Source organism: Burkholderia sp. SIMBA_051, from assembly GCF_046534915.1.
Lineage (GTDB): Bacteria > Pseudomonadota > Gammaproteobacteria > Burkholderiales > Burkholderiaceae > Burkholderia > Burkholderia ambifaria.
Map to the genome: position 1 here is coordinate 195,116 of NZ_JAWRXS010000007.1, position 18,441 is coordinate 213,556.

Below are 18,441 nucleotides of genomic sequence, written 5' to 3' on the forward strand. Positions count from 1 at the left end.
GGGATGGGTGCAGGATGTGGGCGTGCCATGGACGCGCGATGCGCGGCACCGGCTCAATGACGGTGATAGGAGAGCGCTTCGAGATCGCGCCGCGCCGATGCACGCCCGGCGAGACCGAAACCGCGCGCGAGCGCGCCGAGCGTATCGATGGCAGACGCGGCGATCGTGACGCCCGCGGCCGCGAGATAGCGGGCAGCGCCCAGTCGCGGCAACTGCTGGCGATTCAGCGCGCGCAGGCTGTAGCCGAGCCGCATGGCCATCACGCAGAACGGGCCGAGCGGGCCGCTGCGGCCGAGCCACTGCCACCCGCGCGGCAGGTACGCGTTCACGAGATACGGCGTCAGCCCGACGCTGTCCTCGCCGCGCATCCAGCGCAGCTTCAGCGATTCGCGATGCGTGTCCGGCAGCCGATGCTCGGTGTGCGCGGCCGGCGCGAACTCGACGGCCACGCCGGCCGCCTGCATCCGCAGCCCCATCACCTGGCAATGTGCGCGATAGACGCCGTCGAGCGGCTCGTAGCGGAATCGTGCGAATACGTCGCGCCGGAACGCGACGTTGTTCGCGTAGAAATTGCGTGTCGCACCATCACGCAGCGGGCTCGGGAAATACATGAAATCGATCGACGTCAGCGCGATGCCGAGCACGTTCGGCGCATAGCTGGTGCGCCCCGCCACCGCGGCGGGCGCATCGCCCGCTTCGCGCGCGAACGGTGCGAGGAGGTGCTCGAGCCAGTCGTCGGCCGGCCGGCAATCGGCATCGCCGAACACGACGATGTCGCAGCGGGCCGCGTCGACGTGGTCGAACCCGTCGTTCTTCGCATCGTAGTAGCCGGTGCTCGCGCCGATCTCGACGAAGTCGATCGGGCGGCCGGCCAGCGCGGCGATCTCCGCGCACGCATCGGCCGGCAGGCCGTCGTGCGTGATGATCCATTGCGCGAGTGCCGCGGGCGGTACGGTCTGCTTCGACAGCGCCGATACGAGGCGCTTCAGGCTGTCGACGGCCTGCACGAGCCCCGCGCCGCCGCGCAGGTTGTTCGTCTCCAGCACGAGCGCGGCCTGCGCCGCCACGGCGCGGGCCGCCGCGCGGGTGTGTCGCGTGGCTTCTGTGAAGTCTGGCATCCGGAATATCTCCATCGTCATGCGCACCGGCATGGATGAAACGAATGGGCGGGGAGCCCGCCGCGCATCGGCGAATGCGGGTCGCCCGCGACCGTCGTCGCAAAGCGGGCGGCCTGGAAGGCGCCCGCTTCGCATGCCGTCACTCCTGGACGGACGGCGCCGATTCGGCGTCGGGATAGCGCGGCTTCGCGTTCTGCAGGTCGCGCGTGTTCTTCTGCACGGCCACCGCACCGAACAACGCGAGCACGAACGACATCGCGTAGAAGCCCTTCTCGCTCAATTGCAGCGTCGCGTTGAAGAGGCCGACGACCAGCAGCGCGATCGCGAGCAACAGCGCAACCCAGCTCAGCCCGTAGTAGATGCCCGTGACGGGAATGCCTTCCGCGCGGTCACGCACGCTCTTCTGCAGCGAGATTGCCGCATAGAGACCGAACACCAGCACGGTGAAGTAGTAGCCCTTCTCGTTGAGCTGCATGCCGGCGTTCCACAGGCCGATCAGAAATGCCGCGAAACCGGCGAGCAGCGCGGCCCACGACGCCGCGACGAATGCGAACGACGGCTGCTGGATGGTGGTCTGGTTCATTGCTTTGCCCTCTCTTTCTTCTTGTTCGAAATCGTTTTTCGTTGAACTGCGTTTCGCGCATGGTAGCAGCTTTGGCGCGTGCCACGACAGGCTCGCTTGCAGTCTTACATGCCGCGCTGCGCGCGCCGCCAGCGCCCCGGCGTCGTGCCGAGCACCGCGCGAAACGCCTTGCCGAACGCCGCCTCCGACTGATAGCCGACCGCCTGCCCGATCTCCGCCTGCCCGCGCTGCGTGTCCTGCAGCAGCGCGCACGCATGCATCATCCGGATCTGCGCGACGAACGCGCCGACGCTCATCCCGGCCTTCTCGCGGAAATGCCGCGCATAGGTCGCGCGCGACATCGCCGACGCCGCGCCGAGCGATTCGACCGTCCACGGTTTCGCCGGCGCCTGCAGCACAGCCTGGACCGACGGGCCGAGCCGCATATCGGCAGCCAGCGCGAGCCAGCCGGCCGGCACGCGCGCATCGCGACCGTACGCGCGCAACGCATAGGCGAGCAGCGCCTGTCCGAGCGCGTTCACGATCGCACGTGCACCCGGCTGCGCATTCGATGCCTCCGCGCGCAGCACGCTCGTCAGCAGTTGCAGCGACGCCAGCCCCGACGACGCCTCTCGCAGCCCGACGTGCAGCACGCGCGGCAGCGTGCGCATCAGCAATTCACCGGCACCGCGTGCATAGACGAAGCGTCCGCAAAGCAGGTCGACGCCCGCCTCGCCCTCATCCGCGGGATCGCGGTTCGACTTGACCGGCAGCACCGCGCCGCCTGCCGCGCGCGGTTCGCGCAGCAACGCGACCGACCTGGTGCCGCCCGCGCCTCCATCCGACAAATCGTGCGCGTCGCCCGCGGGCAGCAGCACGAAGTCGCCGTCGACGAGCCGCAGCGTGCGCCCGTCGGCGGTGCGCAACCGGCACGTGCCGGACAGCAGCAGGTGAAACGCCGCCTCGCCGGGCGGCAATGGGTCGTGCGGCATCGCGAACGGGCCATCGAGCAGGCAGCGCACGTCGAGTTCGACATGGCTGCGGCCGAGCGACAACAGTTGACTCAACGCATCCATGAGACGTTTGCGCTAAAAATTGACATTCTAGCGTATCGAAACCCTCAGTGCGAGCGATCAGAATAGGCCCTGCATCGCCCGAGATCGCGGCATCCGCCGACCGACCCACCACTTCTCGAAAGGACGCATCATGCTGAACTGGAACGAATACCGGAAGGAACTCTCGACGCGCATCGGCGACATCGCCAAGCTCTCGCCCGACACGCTGGCCGGCTACCAGGCGCTGTCGGGCGCGGGTGCCAAGACGGGCCATCTCGACGCGAAGACGCGCGAACTGATCGCGCTCGCGGTGGCCGTCACGACGCGCTGCGACGGCTGTATCGCGGTGCACACGGCCGAAGCCGCGAAGCATGGCGCGACCAAGGAGGAAGTGGCCGAAGCGCTCGGCGTCGCGATCGCGCTGAACGCGGGTGCTGCGCTCGTCTACTCGGCACGCGTGATGGACGCGCTCGGCGACTGACGCGCAGGGCACATGAAGGGTGCGGCGCCCGCCGCATCCTTCCTGGCTGATCGGTCGAGCGACCGGCGCTGCCGGCCGGCGGGTGCGCGGCGCTCGCGCATAACGGCGCCACGAACTCGGCTACCATGCGCGAAGACGCATCGCGAAGGAGCGCTCCATGTGCCGCTGGCTCGCCTATACGGGCAACCCGATCCATCTCGAGACCGTACTGTTTCGCGCGAAGCATTCGCTGATCGACCAGAGCCTGCATTCGGAACTGGGCGCGACGACCACCAACGGCGACGGCTTCGGTATCGGCTGGTACGGCGACCCCGACGAACTGCCGTTTCGCTACCGCTCCGTGCATCCCGCGTGGAACGATCGCAACCTGCGCGAAGCCGCGCGTGCGATTCGCTCGCGGATGTTCGTCGCGCATATCCGCGCGGCGACCGATACACCTGTCCAGGAAACCAACTGCCATCCGTTCCGCCACGGCCGCTGGCTGTTTGCGCACAACGGGCTGATCCGCGATTTCCACAAGCTGCGCCGCGACCTGACGATGAAGGTCGACCCGGCGCTGTTCCCGACGCTCGAAGGCTCGACCGACTCCGAGCTGATGTTTCGACTCGCGCTGACCTACGGCCTCGAGCAGACGCCGCTGCCTGCGCTCGAGCGGATGGTCGGCATGATCGAGGAAACCGCCGCGCGGTATCGCGTCGACGAGCCGCTCAACATGACGATCTGCGCGACGGACGGCGACCGGATCATCGCGGTGCGCTACTCGAGCGAACGGCAATCGCGCTCGCTGTTCCACACGACGTCGTTCAAGCACCTGCACGAACTCTATCCGCACAATCCGCGCATCGCAGAAGCGGGCGACGATGCGTTCATGGTCGTGTCGGAGCCGCTCGTCGACCTGCGTGGGGCATGGGAAGAAGTGCCCGAAAGCACGGCGATCGTCGCGCAAGGCGCCGATGTGCAGCAGCGGCCGTTCAATCCGCGGCACACGTAAGCCGCAAACACGCTTGCGCCGTCAGCTGCGGCGCGTAAGCCGCATGCGTATGGAATCGAGTTCGGCGGGCAGTCGGCGCGAGCGAGCGCGGCGCGGCGTCAGCGCAACGAAGCCGAGCCGCTCGTACAGCGCGCGGGCGCGCGCGTTGCGGGTCAGCACGTCGAGCACGATGTCGCGACTGCCGTCGTCCGGCAGCGCGCCGGTAGCGAGCGCATCGCAAAACAATGCGGTGAAGACGCCCGTGCCCCGCTGGCGCTCGTCGGTCGCGCAATGCGCGACGAGGATCTGCGAACGCTTCGGCGCCGGAATTTCCGTCTCCAGCACCAGTCCGCGCAGCAACTGGCCGATCGTGCGACGCACGCCGAAGAAGCGCGCCAGGGCCGACACGAGGTGAAGGTCGTCGAACCTCGTCCGGCGTCCGTCATGGACCGCCATCACGGCAAGCACGGTGCCGTCGGCGCCGACCGCGACGCGGTGCCGGCGCCAAGAAAACCGGCCGTGACGCGACCGGAACGCCCGTTGCAGGAATGCGATGCAGCGTGCGTCGCTTTCCCCGAGGAAGAAAGCGAATTCGCGCACGCCGGATGAGAATACGAGCGGCGCACATGCCGCCGCATCCTCCGCGCATGCCGCGCGAAACGGCGTCGACGCACCGGCTTGCGGCACGCCGAACGACGACGCGAGCGCCCCGGCCGGCATCATGTCCGCCCCGCCAGGCGAGCGAGCACGGCGACCGTCCGACTGATCTGCTCCGGCTCGTGCGTCGAGCAGATGAAGAAACGCAGGCGCGCGGCCTTCTCCTCGACGGCCGGATAGAAGATCGGCTGCACGTTGATCCCTTCGTCGAACATCGCGTTCGCCCACTGCGCAGCCTTCAGCGAACTACTCGTGATCACCGGCACGACCGCATACCCGGCGCTCGTGCCTGTGTTCAACCCGGCGGCGCGCGCCTCGGTCAGGAACTGCCGGCCGCGCGACTGCAGTTGCGCAACCCGCTGCGGCTCGGCCTGCAGGCGTTCGAGCGCGGCCAGCGACGCTTCGGCGAGCGTCGGCGCGAGTCCGACGCTGTAGAGAAAGCCCGGCGCCAGATGGCGCAACATGTCCACGAGCGGCTGACAGCCGGCGATGAAACCGCCGCAGCCGGCGAGCGTCTTGCTCATCGTGCCCATCCACATGTCGACCTGGTCGGGCGCGACCGCGCAATGTTCGCGGATGCCCTTGCCCGTCACGCCGAGCACGCCGAGCGAATGCGCTTCGTCGACCATCAGGAACGCGCCATGACGCGTCTTCACGTCGACGAAGCGCTGCAGATCCGGGAAGTCGCCATCCATGCTGTACAGCCCTTCGATCGCGATCAGCACGTGCCGGTATTCACGGCGCACGCGCGACAGCAGTTCATCGAGCCCCTGCCAGTCGTTGTGCGCGAAACTCAGCCGCTTCGCGCCGCTCAGCTGCGCACCCTGCACGATGCTGTTGTGCGCGAGCGCATCGTGGACGATCAGGTCGCCGGGCCCGAACAGCGCGCCGATCACGGTCACGTTGGTCGCGTGGCCGCTCACGAACGCGACGCAATCGTCGGTCTCGTAGAACGCGGCCAGCGCGCGCTCGAGGTCACGTTGCACCGGGCGCTCGCCCGCGACCATCCGGCTCGCGGACGCCGACGTGCCATAGCGGTCGATCGCGGCCTTCGCACGTTCGGATACAGTCGGATCACCCGCGAGACCGAGGTAGTTGTAGTTCGCGAAGTTCAGGTATTCCCGGCCGCCGATCCGCGTGGTCGCACCGGCCACGCCATCGTGCACGCGGAAGAACGGCGAGTCGACACGCAGCTTTTCGCCCATCTCGCGCATAATCCTGACCTGCTGATACTGCGGCATCGATTCGAAACGGCTGCGCGCCGATGCGGCCTGTGTCGTCGGCGTATCCGGCACGCCGGGGGCCGCGGCGGCTTCCGTCGCGCGCTCCAGTTGCCGTTTCAGGGCTTTCGCCGCCAGTTGCTGGCGAAGGTGTTCTCCGAGTGCCATTCCTGCCTTCGCTTTATCTCAAAAATGGCGCGATATTACGCCAGATATTTTTAAAAAAGACGTGGATCACGCGTCGGACAACTCGGCCCACCGCCATGCATCGGTATCGGCCAGCAACGCATCGATCAACCGGAAATTCATCTCGTGGCTCGGGCGCAATGCACTGACGCGCGCAAGCAGCGGTGCACCGGCCAGCGCGAGATCGCCGACCAGATCGAGCACGCGATGCCGGACGAACTCCTCCGGCAGCCGCATCCCGCCCAGCACGCGCTTGCCGACGATCGACGCCGTGCAGGACGGCCGCGCGCCGCGCAGGATCGGCACCCCGCGCACATACCCGGCGATGATCGCCGGCACGGCCCATTTCACGCGCCCGTACGAACGCGACGGCGCGATTTCGGTGGCAAACGTCTCCGGTGTCAACACGCCATCCCAGTGCATGTCGCCGAAGCCGCGCAAATCGTTGCGCACGCTCAGTTCGTAGCGCGCGGCCGGCTCGATCCGCATTTCGCGTCGCTGGTCCCCGGTGCCGTCCGCGACGACGACAGGCCGAAGCACCCGAATGAAGCGCTTCGGTGCGTCAAGCGCGATGCGACCGCAGGCACGGATCGCGTCGACCCACGGCGCCGCGCTGCCGTCGAGAATCGGCACTTCCTCCGCATCGAGCTCGACGACGGCATGATCGATTTCGCATGCCAGCAGCGACGCGAGCAGATGCTCGATCGTGCGGACGCCGACCCCATCGGCGTTGCGCAGCATCGTGCAAAGCGGCTGTGCGCGGCGCAGGGCGGGATCGACCTCGAGCACACCGAGCTCCCGTCCTTTGCGCATTCTTCGAAACACGATCCCGCGCCGGCCGCCCGCCGGCGTCATCGGCTGGATCCGCACCTGCACACGCCGACCGGTATGCAAACCATGTCCCGACAGTGCCAGCGGCCGCGCAAGCGTGCCCTCGCTCGCCTGCCAGCCCGGAGGTAGCTTGATTCGGGGAATCTCCGCGTCGACTGGCACGCCTTCGCTTCCTGGCTCGTTCAATTCGACCCCCGCTCGAGCTCGGCCCGCGCTTCATCACCCAGCGCATGCCGCGCGACCAGCGCTTGCGCCAGTTCGTCCGCCGCCGTGACTTTCTCGTCGCCGCTCTGCGTATCGAGCAACTCGACGATGCGCTCGGCCAGCGTATGCACCGTCGCCCCTTCCGCGATCGCCATGATCGACAGCTTGACGCCGAACGTCTCCTCGACTGCCATGCCGAGCTCCATGCCCATCAGCGAATCCATCCCGAGATCGAGGACCGACCGGCCGGCGTCGACACGCTCTGGCGACATGTGCAGAATCCGCGCGATCTGGCCGCGCAGTGCCGTCTCGACGAGCGCGACAGCGTCGGCAGGCGGCAACGCACGCACCTGCTCCAGCAACATGCGATCCTCGCTCGTCGTCTCGGCCGCGCCACCCGCCTGCAACGCCGCGTAACGCCGCGCGTGCGCGGCCGGCATGCCGCGCGAGACGGCGCCCCAGTCCAGACGCACGACGGCTTCGCCGGCGCCCCCTTGCACCAGCGCGCGTTCGAGCGCGGCCATCGCCTCGTTCGACGTGATCGACGCCCCGCCGATCCGCGACTGCAACGCCTCGCGCGTGCCGGCGTTGCGCGCGAGGAAGCCGACGTCCTCGATCGGCCCCCACGCCATGAACATGGCCGGCTGGCCGACCGCGCGACGATGTGCGACCAACGCCTCGAGGAAACCGTTGGCGGCCACATACGCGCCCTGCCCCGGATTGCCGAGAAAGGTCGTCGCCGACGAATACACGACGAAGAAATCGAGCGCACAACGCCGCGTCGCGCGATGCAGGTTCCATGCGCCCGCAACCTTCGGTTCGAGCACGGCCGCGAAGCGCGCGTCGTCGACGTTGCGCAGCAGCCCGTCGTCGATCTGCATCGCCGAATGCAGCACACCCTTGAGCGGCGTCCCGCGACGCTCGATCTCGTCGACGAGGCCGTCGAGCGCCGCGCCGTCGGTCACGTCGCATCGCTCGACCGACACGTCCGCGCCGAGCGCGTCGCGCCAGCGATCGGCTTCCGCCTGCATCTCCGCGCCCAGTGCGCCGCCGCGACTCGCGAGCGTTAAATGCCGCGCGCCGCGCTCGATCATCCAGCGTGCGGTCGCGAATCCGAGCCCGCCGGTGCCGCCGACGATCAGGTACGCCGCATGCGGGTCGAGCCGCAGCGTCGGCAATGCGACACCACGCGTCGGTACCGGCGTGCCGGACGGATAGGTGACGAGCACCTTGCCGATCTGGCGCGCCTGCTGCATGTAGCGGAACGCCTCCTCCGCACGCGCGGCCGGGAATGCGCGGTACGGCAACGGATGCAGCACGCCGTCCGAGAACAGAGCCATCACTTCCTCGAACAGCCGTGTCGTCAGCGACGGCAGCACCCCCATCAGCTGATCGGCGTCGATGCCGAAATAGCTGATGTTGTTGCGGAATGGCCGCAGGCCGATCTGGCTGTTCTCGTAGAAATCGCGCTTGCCGAGTTCGAGGAAGCGGCCGAACGGACGCAGCGTATCGATACTGCGCACCATCGCCTCGCCGGCGAGCGAGTTGAGCACGATGTCGACGCCTTCGCCGTTCGTGCGCGCGCGGATCTCGTCGGCGAACGCGAGGCTGCGCGAATCGAACACGTGCTCGACACCGAGCAGGCGAATGAACTCGCGCTTCTCGTCGCTGCCGGCGGTGGCGAAGACTTCCGCGCCGAGATGCCGCGCGATCTGGATCGCCGCGATGCCGACCCCGCCCGCGCCGCCGTGCACCAGCACGCGCTCCCCGCGCCGCGGCCGTGCCAGTTCGCACAGGGCGTAGTACGCGGTGAAGAACGTCGTCGGGACGGTGGCAGCCTCCTCGAACGACATCGACTCGGGCTTGCGTGCGATCGCGGTTGCGCGCGTGACCACGCGCGTTGCGAACGATGCCGGCGCGAAACCCAGCACCGCGTCGCCCGGTGCAAGGCCGTCGACGTCCGGGCCGACCCGCGCGACCCGCCCCGACATTTCCATGCCGATCGTCGCGCCCGCGAAGCCCGTCTCGACGGCCTCGTCCGACAGCAGCCCCCATCGCGTACATCACGTCGCGGAAATTGAGCCCCGTCGCCATCGGCTCGATCTCGACTTCTCCAGCGGCGAGATCGCGTGCCGGCATCGCGAACCATTCGAGGTTGCGCAACGAACCCGGCATGTCGAACGCGAGTCGTGCGCCCGGATGGTCCGATGCGCTCGGCAGCGCACGCTCGCGCCCAGCCGCGTGCGCGGCCGGCAGCATGCGGGGCACGTAGCGACCCTGCGGCGCAAGCAGCACTTCTTCCTCGCCATCGTCGCCAAGCAGCGCCATCGCAAGCTGCAGCGCCGGGTGTTCGACGGCCTGATCGACGTCGATCAAACGAATCGGCAGCGTCGGATACTCGTTCGCCATCACACGGCCGAGACCCCACAACGTTCCGTGTTCGGGATGTGACGATGATGCATCGGTTGCGAACGGCGCACCGCCGCGCATCACGACACACAGTCTGCCGCGCTCCGTGGCGCCGGCCGCATCGAGGTCGCGCACGAGCGATGCCAGCGCGAGCGCGCCGCCTTGCTGCGCGCGCATCACGGCCGCACCGTCGGCCGTGTCCAGCGACGCGAGCGGCGCAACGAACACGACATGCGCCGAACGTTCGGCCGGCTGGCGCGCCGACCATGCCGCGGCGTCACGCACCGATGCCGACTCGGCGCGACAACCCAGCCGCTCGAGTTCGCCCGCCACGGCGGTGCCGAACGCGTCGTCATCGTCCTGCACGATCAGCCAGTGCGCGCCGTCGCTCCCGGCCATGCGATGCGCTCGATCGTCGGCTGACGAAGCGGCTGCCATTTGCGCGTCGGCTCCCGGCTTGCGCGCGACGATGAAGGTCGGCACGCCTTCGAGATCGAGGCCTTGCTCGGTATCGCGCACCACGTCGACCAGCCCGGCGCGTTCGCACATCGACGCGAGCGCGGCGGGCGCCAGCGCGCCATACGCACTGGCGGCAACTTCGCCGCCGGCCGCACCGAACACGATGTCGGAGAAGCGGCTGCGGCGCGCCTCGGCGACGACGACGAGCCCGCCCGGCGCGAGCCGTTCGGCGATTGCCGTCAGCGCGGCGAGCGGGTTCGGGTGATCGCCCAGCATCCGGTTGACGATCACGATGTCGAACGGCGTCGTATCGCGGCATTGCGAGAACAGCGGCGCGTCGGTCGCAAACACCAGCGTCCGCACATGTGCATGCGCTTCCGCGTCGAACCCGGCAAGCTGCTGCTGCGTACCCGCCAGCATGTATTCGCAGCGACCGGCCGGTACATCCACGTCGAGCGGTTGCAGCACGTCGCCGTTCGCGGTACCGATCTCCAATACACGCAAGCGGCGTGCATCCGGCCACGCCGCGACAGCCTGCGTCACGCAGGCGGCGAGCAGCGCGCGCGCATGCGCCCACGTCGGCGAGGCATCGAAGAACTGTTCGACCAGACTGCGCCCAGTCGACGACAGCAGCGCGCCCGCAGGCGACGCGTCGCGCAGCACGCGCGGCAGCGCCGCCCCGACGTGCGCCAGCAACGTCAGTTCGGCGACATGGGCCGGCGATGCCGCCAGCACGTCGCGCCACAGCGCGTCACGCGCGGGCATCGCCACGCAGGCCTCGTCGTCGCGAACCAGACGATCGCCATCGAAGCGGGCCAGCCCATCCTCGACGACGATCTCCGCCAGTCGCGCGACCAGTCGCGAGGCTGCGTGCGCCGGGCGTGCCGGCTGGGCGAATGCGCCAAGCGCATCCAGCGCATCGAGCGCGTGCAGACCGGCCAGCACGTCGAGCAGCGGCAGCATTTCGGTCAGATGCCGCGTGCGGCGCGCGAGGTCCTCACGTGCCGCGACATGCGCGTTCGCTCGCTCGACGAGCACACCCGGCGGCGGCAACGCGTCGGCGGTATAACCGGCTTGCAGCGGCCGCGCTTCGAGCACATAGGCAAAGCGCGCCGGCGCGCCATGACGGCGCCCGGCGAGATCGACGCGACGGAAGCGGCACGCGCCGAGGCGCGCGACGACTCTGCCGTGCGCGTCGATGAATTCGAACGACGCGACGATCGAATGCGGGCTGCGACGATGAATGCGCGCCAGCACGCGGCGAATCGCTTCACCGCTCAGGAAATCCACACGGCCGATCTGGACCGGTACGAATGCCGCATGCGCATCGTCCGGCGCGGCGCCGGCCTGCCCCAGCACGGCGAACAGCGGATGGAAGCCGCTGTCCATCAGTGCCGGATGCAGCAGATAGTCCGACCGCGCACGCGCGTCGGCAAGGACCGACGGCACCTCGAGCTCGGCCAGCACATCGTCGCCCGACACGCGCAGCGATCGCACCCACCGGAACGCCGGTCCGTAGCTCAGACCGATTGCCGTCGTACCCGCATACAGCGCATCACCGGACAGTGCCGGACGTGACTGCAGGTGCGCGATGACGGAAGCATCCGGCGCGCTGTCCGCGTCGAGCGTATTGCCGCTTTCGAGCAGGCGCCCCGTCACGTTCAGGTTCCACGGGCCTTCCGTCATCCGGTCGCGCGTCTCGATCGTAAACGACGCGGTGCGCACGTCGATCGCGAACCGGAACAGCTTCGCATGCTGCGGCTGGAACACCACCGGCATGCGGATCTCGACGTTCTCGATGGCCACATCCGGTGTGCCGAACAACGTGCGCGCCGCCGCGAGCGCCATCTCGACATAACCGGCGCCCGGGAACGCGATACCACCATCAACGACGTGATCGGCGAGCATCGGCACGCGCTGCGGATCGAGCTGGTTCTCCCAGGCGAACGCATGCTCGTGCAGGCGATAGCCGAGCAGCGGATGATCGACGCGCCGGTTCACGAGCCCGTAGCCCTCGACGCTCGGCACCAGCCAGTAACGCTCGCGCTGCCACGGATAGGTCGGCAGCGCGGCATGCGGCGCGTCGGGAACGAAGCGGTCGAGATCGACGCGGGCACCCTGCGCGACCGCCGACAGGACCGAATGGGCGAGCATCTCCGCGCTATCGTGCTGACGCTTGAGTGTCGGCACGACGACACCCGGCGCGTTGCGCGCGGCCAGCGTCTGCTTCACGTACGTGCGCAGGATCGCGTGCGGCGCGATCTCGACGAACACGCGCACGCGATCGTCGGCCAGGCGCGCAATTGCTTCGCCGAAACGGACCGGCTCGCGAATGTTGCGCCACCAGTAACCCGCATCGAGCGCGGTACCCGGCAGCGTGTCGCCGGTCACCGTCGACACGAACCGCGTATGGGTATCGCGCGGCGCGAGATCGGCCAGCCCGTCGCGCACGACCGGTTCGATCGCGTCCATGCGGCGGCTGTGGAACGCGTAATCGAGCTCGAGCAGCTGGTAGAAATGGCCCACGCCCGTCAATGCCGCACCGATCGCCTCCAGTGCGGCTTGCGAGCCCGCGAGCGTCACCGCGTCGGGGCTGTTGGTGCCCGCGATTTCAATGGCCGCGACGAGATCGAGACGCGCGATCCAGTCGCGCGCCGCGGCTTCGCCGATACCAGCCGCCGCCATCCTGCCCGCGCCGCGCGTCAGGCCCTGGGCGCCGCTGCGAATCCGGATCACGCGCACGGCCTGGGCGAGCGTGAGCGCGCCCGACGCCCAGGCCGCGGCGATCTCGCCGACACTGTGGCCGACCACTGCATCGAAGCGGATGCCGCGCGCGGTCAGTACGCGCGTGATGCCGACCTGCATCGCGAACAACAGTGGCTGCGCGTTCTCGGTCGCGGCGAGCCATTCGGCGTCGACGCCTTCGCACATGACTTCGACGAGCGATGCGTTGCCGTCCGCACGCCAAAGCACGTCGACTTCGTCGAGTGCCGCGCGAAACACGGCATCCTCGGCATAGAGTCGCTTGCCCATCCCGGCCCATTGACAGCCGTTGCCCGCGTAGACGAACGCGACCGGCGCGTCGTCTTCAACGGCCTGCCCCTGCACGGCACACGCCGGCAAACCGTGCTCCGACGGCTCGGCCAGTGCCGCGAGCGCCGCCAGCCCTTCGGCCCGGTCGGCCGGGGCGACGACCGCGCGATGCTCGAGCCACTGGCGACGCCGTGCGGCTGCCGCGGCGAGCGCGGCCCAGTCGACACCCGACTGCACGCGTGCGAGATGACGTGCGGCGACGGCTGCCAGCGCGGCCGGCGTGCGTGCGGCCAGCACGAGCGGCGGCGCATCGATCGTCGTAACCGGCTGCGCGACTGGCGCCGGCGCCGCCGCTTCGGTGATGACGACGTGTGCATTCGTGCCACCGAAGCCGAACGAGTTGATGCCGATCGTCAGCGGTGCATCGCCGCGCTCGAGCGGCGTGAACCGATCGACCACGCGCAAGCGGCCGCCTTCGAAATCGATGCCGGGATTCGGCGTGTCGAAATGCAGCGAGCGCGGCACCGCGCGGTGCTTCAGGCACAGCACGGCCTTCAGCAGGCCCGCCATGCCCGATGCCGTTTCGAGGTGTCCGATATTGGTCTTGACCGAGCCGATCAGCAGCGGATCGGACTCGGGCCGGCCGCCCGATACCGCGTCGATCAATGCACGCGCCTCGATCGGATCGCCGACCGCGGTGCCCGTGCCATGCGCCTCGAGATAGGCGAGCGTGCGCGGGTCGACGCCTGCGCGTCGATAGACGGCGCGCAGCAGGTCGGCCTGCGTCGCCGCCGCCGGCACGTTGATGCCGCCGTGCGAATGGCCATCCGAGTTCACGCCCGATCCGGCGATGACCGCATGGATCGTGTCGCCATCGGCCAGCGCCTGGTCAAGCGGCTTGAGCAGCACGAACGCGCCGCCTTCGGCGCGCACGTAGCCGTCGCCGGTCGCATCGAACGCGCGGCAACGGCCACGCGGCGACAGCATCGACGCCTTCGAGAAACTGACGAAACCGAACGGATGCAGCAGCAGGTTGACGCCGCCGGCCAGCGCCATCGCGGTCTCGCCGGACTGCAGCGCGCGGACCGCCTGATGGAGTGCGACGAGCGAGGACGAGCATGCGGTATCGACCGACAGGCTCGGGCCGCGCAGGTCGAACAGGTAGGACACGCGGTTCGACGCGATGCTGAGCGTGTTGCCGGTCGCCGAATATGGATCGATCGTGTTCATGTCGTCCATATTGCGGTTGCCGTAATCCATGCCCGCCACGCCGACGAACACGCCGCAGTCGCGTCCGCGCATCGCGGCGGGACGCACGCCGGCGTCTTCGAACGCCTCCCATGCGAGTTCGAGCAACAGCCGCTGCTGCGGATCCATCTGCGCCGCCTCGCGCGGCGAGATGCCGAAGAATTCGGCGTCGAAGCCCGCGACGTCGTCAACGACGCCCGCCGCGAACGTGTAGCTCTTTCCCGGCTCCCGTTTCGACGGGTGCTGATAAAACGCCGTGCCGAAACGGTCCGGTGGAATGGCGGTCACGGCATCGCGTTCGTCGCGCAGCAGTTGCCAGAAGTCGTCGGGACTCTCGACGCCACCGGGGAACCGACACGCCATCCCGATGATCGCTATTTGCTTGTTCATGCTCTTTCTGATTTGGCCAGCGCATTGCGATCACACGCACGCGGCTCGTTCGAATGGGTGACGGCCGACATCAGTATTCGGCCCAGTTCTTCTGCCCGGATATCCTGTGCGCAGGCAATGGCGCTCGCATCATTCTTCCAGACGAAATAGTCGCTGCGATCGGGCAGCACACCGAGCTTGTCGAACACGCGCCGCATGGCCGGTACGTGGTCTCCGTAGAAGCAGACGATCGTCTCGCGGTCGCTTTGCCTCAGATGATCGAGCAGTCGCGCGATCATCCGGTTGGCGTTATCGAGGTGACGCAGGTATGCGGTCAGGTCGTGCCACGCATCGTCGTCGCCGAGCGAATGGTAGCGAGCCGCTTCACCAGCGGCCACCGTCTCCAGATGAAGCGGCCCGTGGTTCTCCATCGTCATCGCGAAGACGAACGCGGGTTGCTCCCGCGAGGCGTCCAGCACGTCGATGATCGCGTCGGCGACGGCCGCGTCCGCGACGTACGGCCCGACGCACGCACGACCGGCGAAGCTGCGAATGTCCATGAACGCGTCGAAGTGCATCAGCGGAAACACGCGATCGCGCCCGAAGAAATCCGCGTGATACGGATGCACCGCGAGCGTCCTGTAGCCGCCGCGCCTGAACCACCCAGCAAGCGACGGACACACCTTGCGCAGAAACGCATACGGATAGAAGCGCGCGTATCCAAGTTGATCGGCGGGAATGCCCGTGAGAACCGCGAACTCCGTGCGCATCGTATTCGCGCCCCATGCGGGAACGGTCAGCTTGCCGTGCGCGATGGCTTCGCGCCGGGCTTGATCGAACGCCGACAGCAACGACGGCGCGATCGCGGACGTCGCGCGCCGGATATCGAAGAACGACTCGCTTTGAATCACGACGACGTCGGGCGTACGCGACGGCGAGCCGGACGAGAATCGGCTCGCACGGGCTGCGGCGTCGAACGTCTTCAGCGTTGCGGGCCGCAAACCATTGAGCAAATAGGCGACGAACACCGCGAAGAAACCATGTCGCTGCTGGTCCGCCGCCGCATCGAGCGTCAATGGCAAGCGTGCGGCCAGCCACACTCCGATCAGTAGACAGACGAGCGCGACAGCCGCGGCGGCCGCGCGTGCGGGCGCCACTGCATGGTCAAGCAGGCAGCCCGCGACGAGCAGCACGACGCCGGCCGCGATCGCGACGACCTTGCCGGCGCTCAGGAACGGCAGATAGAGCCGCGGATGGGCAAACAACTGGCTGAACAGGCTGAGATCGGTAAAGACGAAGGGTTCACGCAGCGATTCGGACTTCGCGTTGCTGATGGCGGCCAGCAGCGCCACCAGCGCCGCCGCGATGCCAGCGGAAAACACCGGCCGCGAGGTGGCGATCAGCACGCAAGCGCCAACGAACGACACGGCCGCCACATGCAGCAGCACGGCACGCCAGGGCCTGCGCAATGGCGCACGCGGCACCGCGACGGCATCCAGGCCGAACGATGCGGCCAATGCCATCGCGTAGACGAGTACCAGCGTGCCGGACATGCTAGCGCCCCTCGCGCGGCAAGTACGACAGCTTGCCGAGAATCGCATCGGCGAGCAGCGCCGGCAACAGCGTCAGCAAACGCATCCCGAAGGCGAGCGCGCCCGGAAACGCGATTTCCGCTCGTCCCGCGTGCAGCCTGCGGCGGATATGCCGCGCGGCGCGATCGGCCGACCACATGAACGGCTTGTCACCCGGGAATACGTCGCTCATCGCGGTCTTCACGAATCCGGGCAGCACGATCGACATCCTGATGCCGTCGCGTGCGAGTACCGGCCGCACCGAATCGCCATAGGCCTTGATCGCCGCCTTGCTCGCGCAATAGGCGGGAGAAATCGCCATTCCGCGCAACGCCGCGAGCGAGCTGACCATCGCAACGTGGCCACGACGGCGCGCGCGCATGCGGGCGATCACCGGCAGCACCGCATGCAGCGCGCCGTACAGATTCGTATCGACCACCACGGCTGTGCGCTCGAGTTCCTCCCAATCGTCGGCGTGCGCCAGCGTGCTCGCCACGCCCGCGTTCGCGATCAGCAGGTCAATCGGATGCGTGTCGTCGAACGCGTTCAGCCACGTGCACATCGCTTCGGCGTCGCATACGTCGACGCGTCCGCATTCGACCGCCGCGCCACGCGCCTGGCAGGCAGCCGCGACCTCGTCGAGGCGCGCGGCATCGCGGCCGATCAACCCGACAACGACGCCGGGCGCGGCATAGGCGAGCGCCAGCGCACGCCCGAGTCCGGCGGTCGCGCCGGTGATCACGACATGACGCGGTTCATGCGAACGCATGCTCGATCTCCACGTGGGTGGCCTCCAGTCGTCGCACCGCACCCGCCACGGCCATCTCGATGCCGGTATCCGTGTAGAAGTCGCCGTTGATCTGCGTGTGATGAATCACATAATCCAGAAAGGCATGGAACAGGCGTTCGTCGGGCCGCTCGGCATGCGCCCAGAAACTGTCGAGCCCGCCTTGCCACGTCAGCCCCGGCATGTCGTAGATCGCGACGCCCAGTGCGATCAGCGGGCAATGGTGGTAAAGCGCCGACATCCCGGTCGTACTGTTGACCAGCACCACGCCACGTGCGTGATCGAGCAGCGTCGGCAGGTGGCCGGCGTCGATGAACGACACGCGATCCGCCACCCCGAGCGAGCGCGCAAGCTGCCGGACGTGCCCGCGATAATCGAACACGCCCGTATCCAGCGGATGGTTCTTGACCAGCAGGTCGTGTCCGTCGGGCGCGTGCTGCGCGAATGATTGCAGTACGACGTCGATCGATGCGCGCACGCTGCCGAATGGCGAATGGTGGACGATTTGCGCGTCCGCATTGACCTGCAGCGGAAACAGATAATAGGGCCGCCGGCCAAGCAGACCCTGCGTCACGCGCGTGGACTCGCGATCGAATATCGGTTGTTTCAACGCGCGGGTTGCCAGTCCCGCGTATTCGACAAAACCGTTGCGCGGACGATGGCTGCGGTAATTCGGAAAACGGGATCGATACAGTGTATTGGCCGCCCGATAGCGCATGTCGTGATAGGCACGCACGGCCAGCCGATATCCGGTGGCCTGCCCGAGCTCGCGCGGGGGCGTTACGCCGCGCTGATCCAGATACCACGCCGGATCGCGCGGCAGCAATGAGCGGCCATTCACGCCATGGCGCTCGAGTGTCAGCCAATGCGGACGCACGTATCCTTCCTCGAATACATGCACGGCAACGCCATGATCGCGGGCGACAGGATGCACGGGCCGGTGAATGGCCCGGCAGTCGCCGAACAGGATCACATCCGTCACGTCGCCGGTTCGAAGTGCTGCCGCATACCACGCGGCAAGCTCGTCCGGATGCGCGGTGTAATCGCTCGCAGCACCGTTGCCGGAATAGACCAGGTCTCCTCCACAGAAATTAATCCTGCGAACGCGATGGCCGCGACTCCGCAACGCATCGGCCAACCGGCTAAAGAACGGCGATGCCGTGCCCTGCAGAACCAGAAAAGAGCGTCGCATTATTAATATGATTTATCATTTTTCAATATTTTTACGCACGCACACGAATTGAACGCTGAATGCGCCGGCAGTTTAAATCACCACCCTGC

At 67.9% G+C, this 18,441-nt stretch carries 11 protein-coding genes and 1 pseudogene; 2 read left to right on the forward strand and 10 right to left on the reverse strand.

Annotation, left to right across the window (positions count from 1 at the left end):
* Positions 1-53: 53 nt before the first annotated feature.
* The 3 genes from SB771_RS19120 to SB771_RS19130 form a co-directional block, all read right to left on the reverse strand.
* Positions 54-1,118: a glycosyltransferase gene (locus SB771_RS19120; protein WP_165750940.1), complete on the reverse strand. Its 1,065-nt coding sequence runs from the start codon at positions 1,116-1,118 to the stop codon at positions 54-56.
* A 139-nt stretch (positions 1,119-1,257) separates the two neighbouring features.
* On the reverse strand, positions 1,258-1,701 hold the full coding sequence (yiaA, locus tag SB771_RS19125) for an inner membrane protein YiaA (RefSeq protein ID WP_175661450.1): 444 nt from the start codon (positions 1,699-1,701) through the stop codon (positions 1,258-1,260).
* Between the two features lie 104 nt (positions 1,702-1,805).
* Positions 1,806-2,756 carry a cupin domain-containing protein gene (locus tag SB771_RS19130; protein ID WP_175661451.1) on the reverse strand — a complete coding sequence of 317 codons (951 nt, stop codon included), beginning with the start codon at positions 2,754-2,756 and terminating at the stop codon, positions 1,806-1,808.
* A 130-nt stretch (positions 2,757-2,886) separates the two neighbouring features.
* Here SB771_RS19130 and SB771_RS19135 point away from each other — a divergent pair, with 130 nt between their 5' ends.
* Positions 2,887-3,216 carry a carboxymuconolactone decarboxylase family protein gene (locus SB771_RS19135; RefSeq protein WP_105831886.1) on the forward strand — a complete coding sequence of 110 codons (330 nt, stop codon included), beginning with the start codon at positions 2,887-2,889 and terminating at the stop codon, positions 3,214-3,216.
* A 157-nt stretch (positions 3,217-3,373) separates the two neighbouring features.
* Positions 3,374-4,207 carry a class II glutamine amidotransferase gene (locus SB771_RS19140; RefSeq protein ID WP_175661452.1) on the forward strand — a complete coding sequence of 278 codons (834 nt, stop codon included), beginning with the start codon at positions 3,374-3,376 and terminating at the stop codon, positions 4,205-4,207.
* A gap of 21 nt (positions 4,208-4,228) precedes the next feature.
* On the opposite strand, the gene SB771_RS19145 is transcribed toward SB771_RS19140, so the two are convergent.
* The 7 genes and pseudogenes from SB771_RS19145 to SB771_RS19175 form a co-directional block, all read right to left on the reverse strand.
* Entirely contained in the window at positions 4,229-4,906 is a 678-nt protein-coding gene (locus tag SB771_RS19145; protein WP_410721195.1) for a GNAT family N-acetyltransferase, read from the reverse strand.
* Entirely contained in the window at positions 4,906-6,231 is a 1,326-nt protein-coding gene (locus tag SB771_RS19150) for an aminotransferase class I/II-fold pyridoxal phosphate-dependent enzyme (RefSeq protein ID WP_175661454.1), read from the reverse strand. Before SB771_RS19150 ends, SB771_RS19145 begins: the two co-directional genes overlap by 1 nt.
* A gap of 66 nt (positions 6,232-6,297) precedes the next feature.
* Positions 6,298-7,215 carry a UDP-3-O-acyl N-acetylglycosamine deacetylase gene (locus SB771_RS19155; RefSeq protein ID WP_175661560.1) on the reverse strand — a complete coding sequence of 306 codons (918 nt, stop codon included), beginning with the start codon at positions 7,213-7,215 and terminating at the stop codon, positions 6,298-6,300.
* A gap of 47 nt (positions 7,216-7,262) precedes the next feature.
* Positions 7,263-14,823 (reverse strand): annotated as a pseudogene (locus SB771_RS19160) (type I polyketide synthase).
* The gene (locus SB771_RS19165; protein WP_175661456.1) at positions 14,820-16,355 is read right to left on the reverse strand and encodes an LTA synthase family protein; all 1,536 of its coding nucleotides are present in this window, start codon (positions 16,353-16,355) and stop codon (positions 14,820-14,822) included. Before SB771_RS19165 ends, SB771_RS19160 begins: the two are co-directional and overlap by 4 nt.
* 1 nt (position 16,356) lies before the next feature.
* Positions 16,357-17,142, reverse strand: coding sequence for an SDR family NAD(P)-dependent oxidoreductase (locus SB771_RS19170; protein ID WP_175661457.1), 786 nt, complete (start codon positions 17,140-17,142; stop codon positions 16,357-16,359).
* A complete protein-coding gene (locus SB771_RS19175; protein WP_175661458.1) occupies positions 17,129-18,352 on the reverse strand; it encodes a capsule biosynthesis protein in 1,224 nt (407 codons plus the stop codon). The genes SB771_RS19170 and SB771_RS19175 overlap by 14 nt, the downstream gene beginning before the upstream one ends.
* Positions 18,353-18,441: the final 89 nt, after the last annotated feature.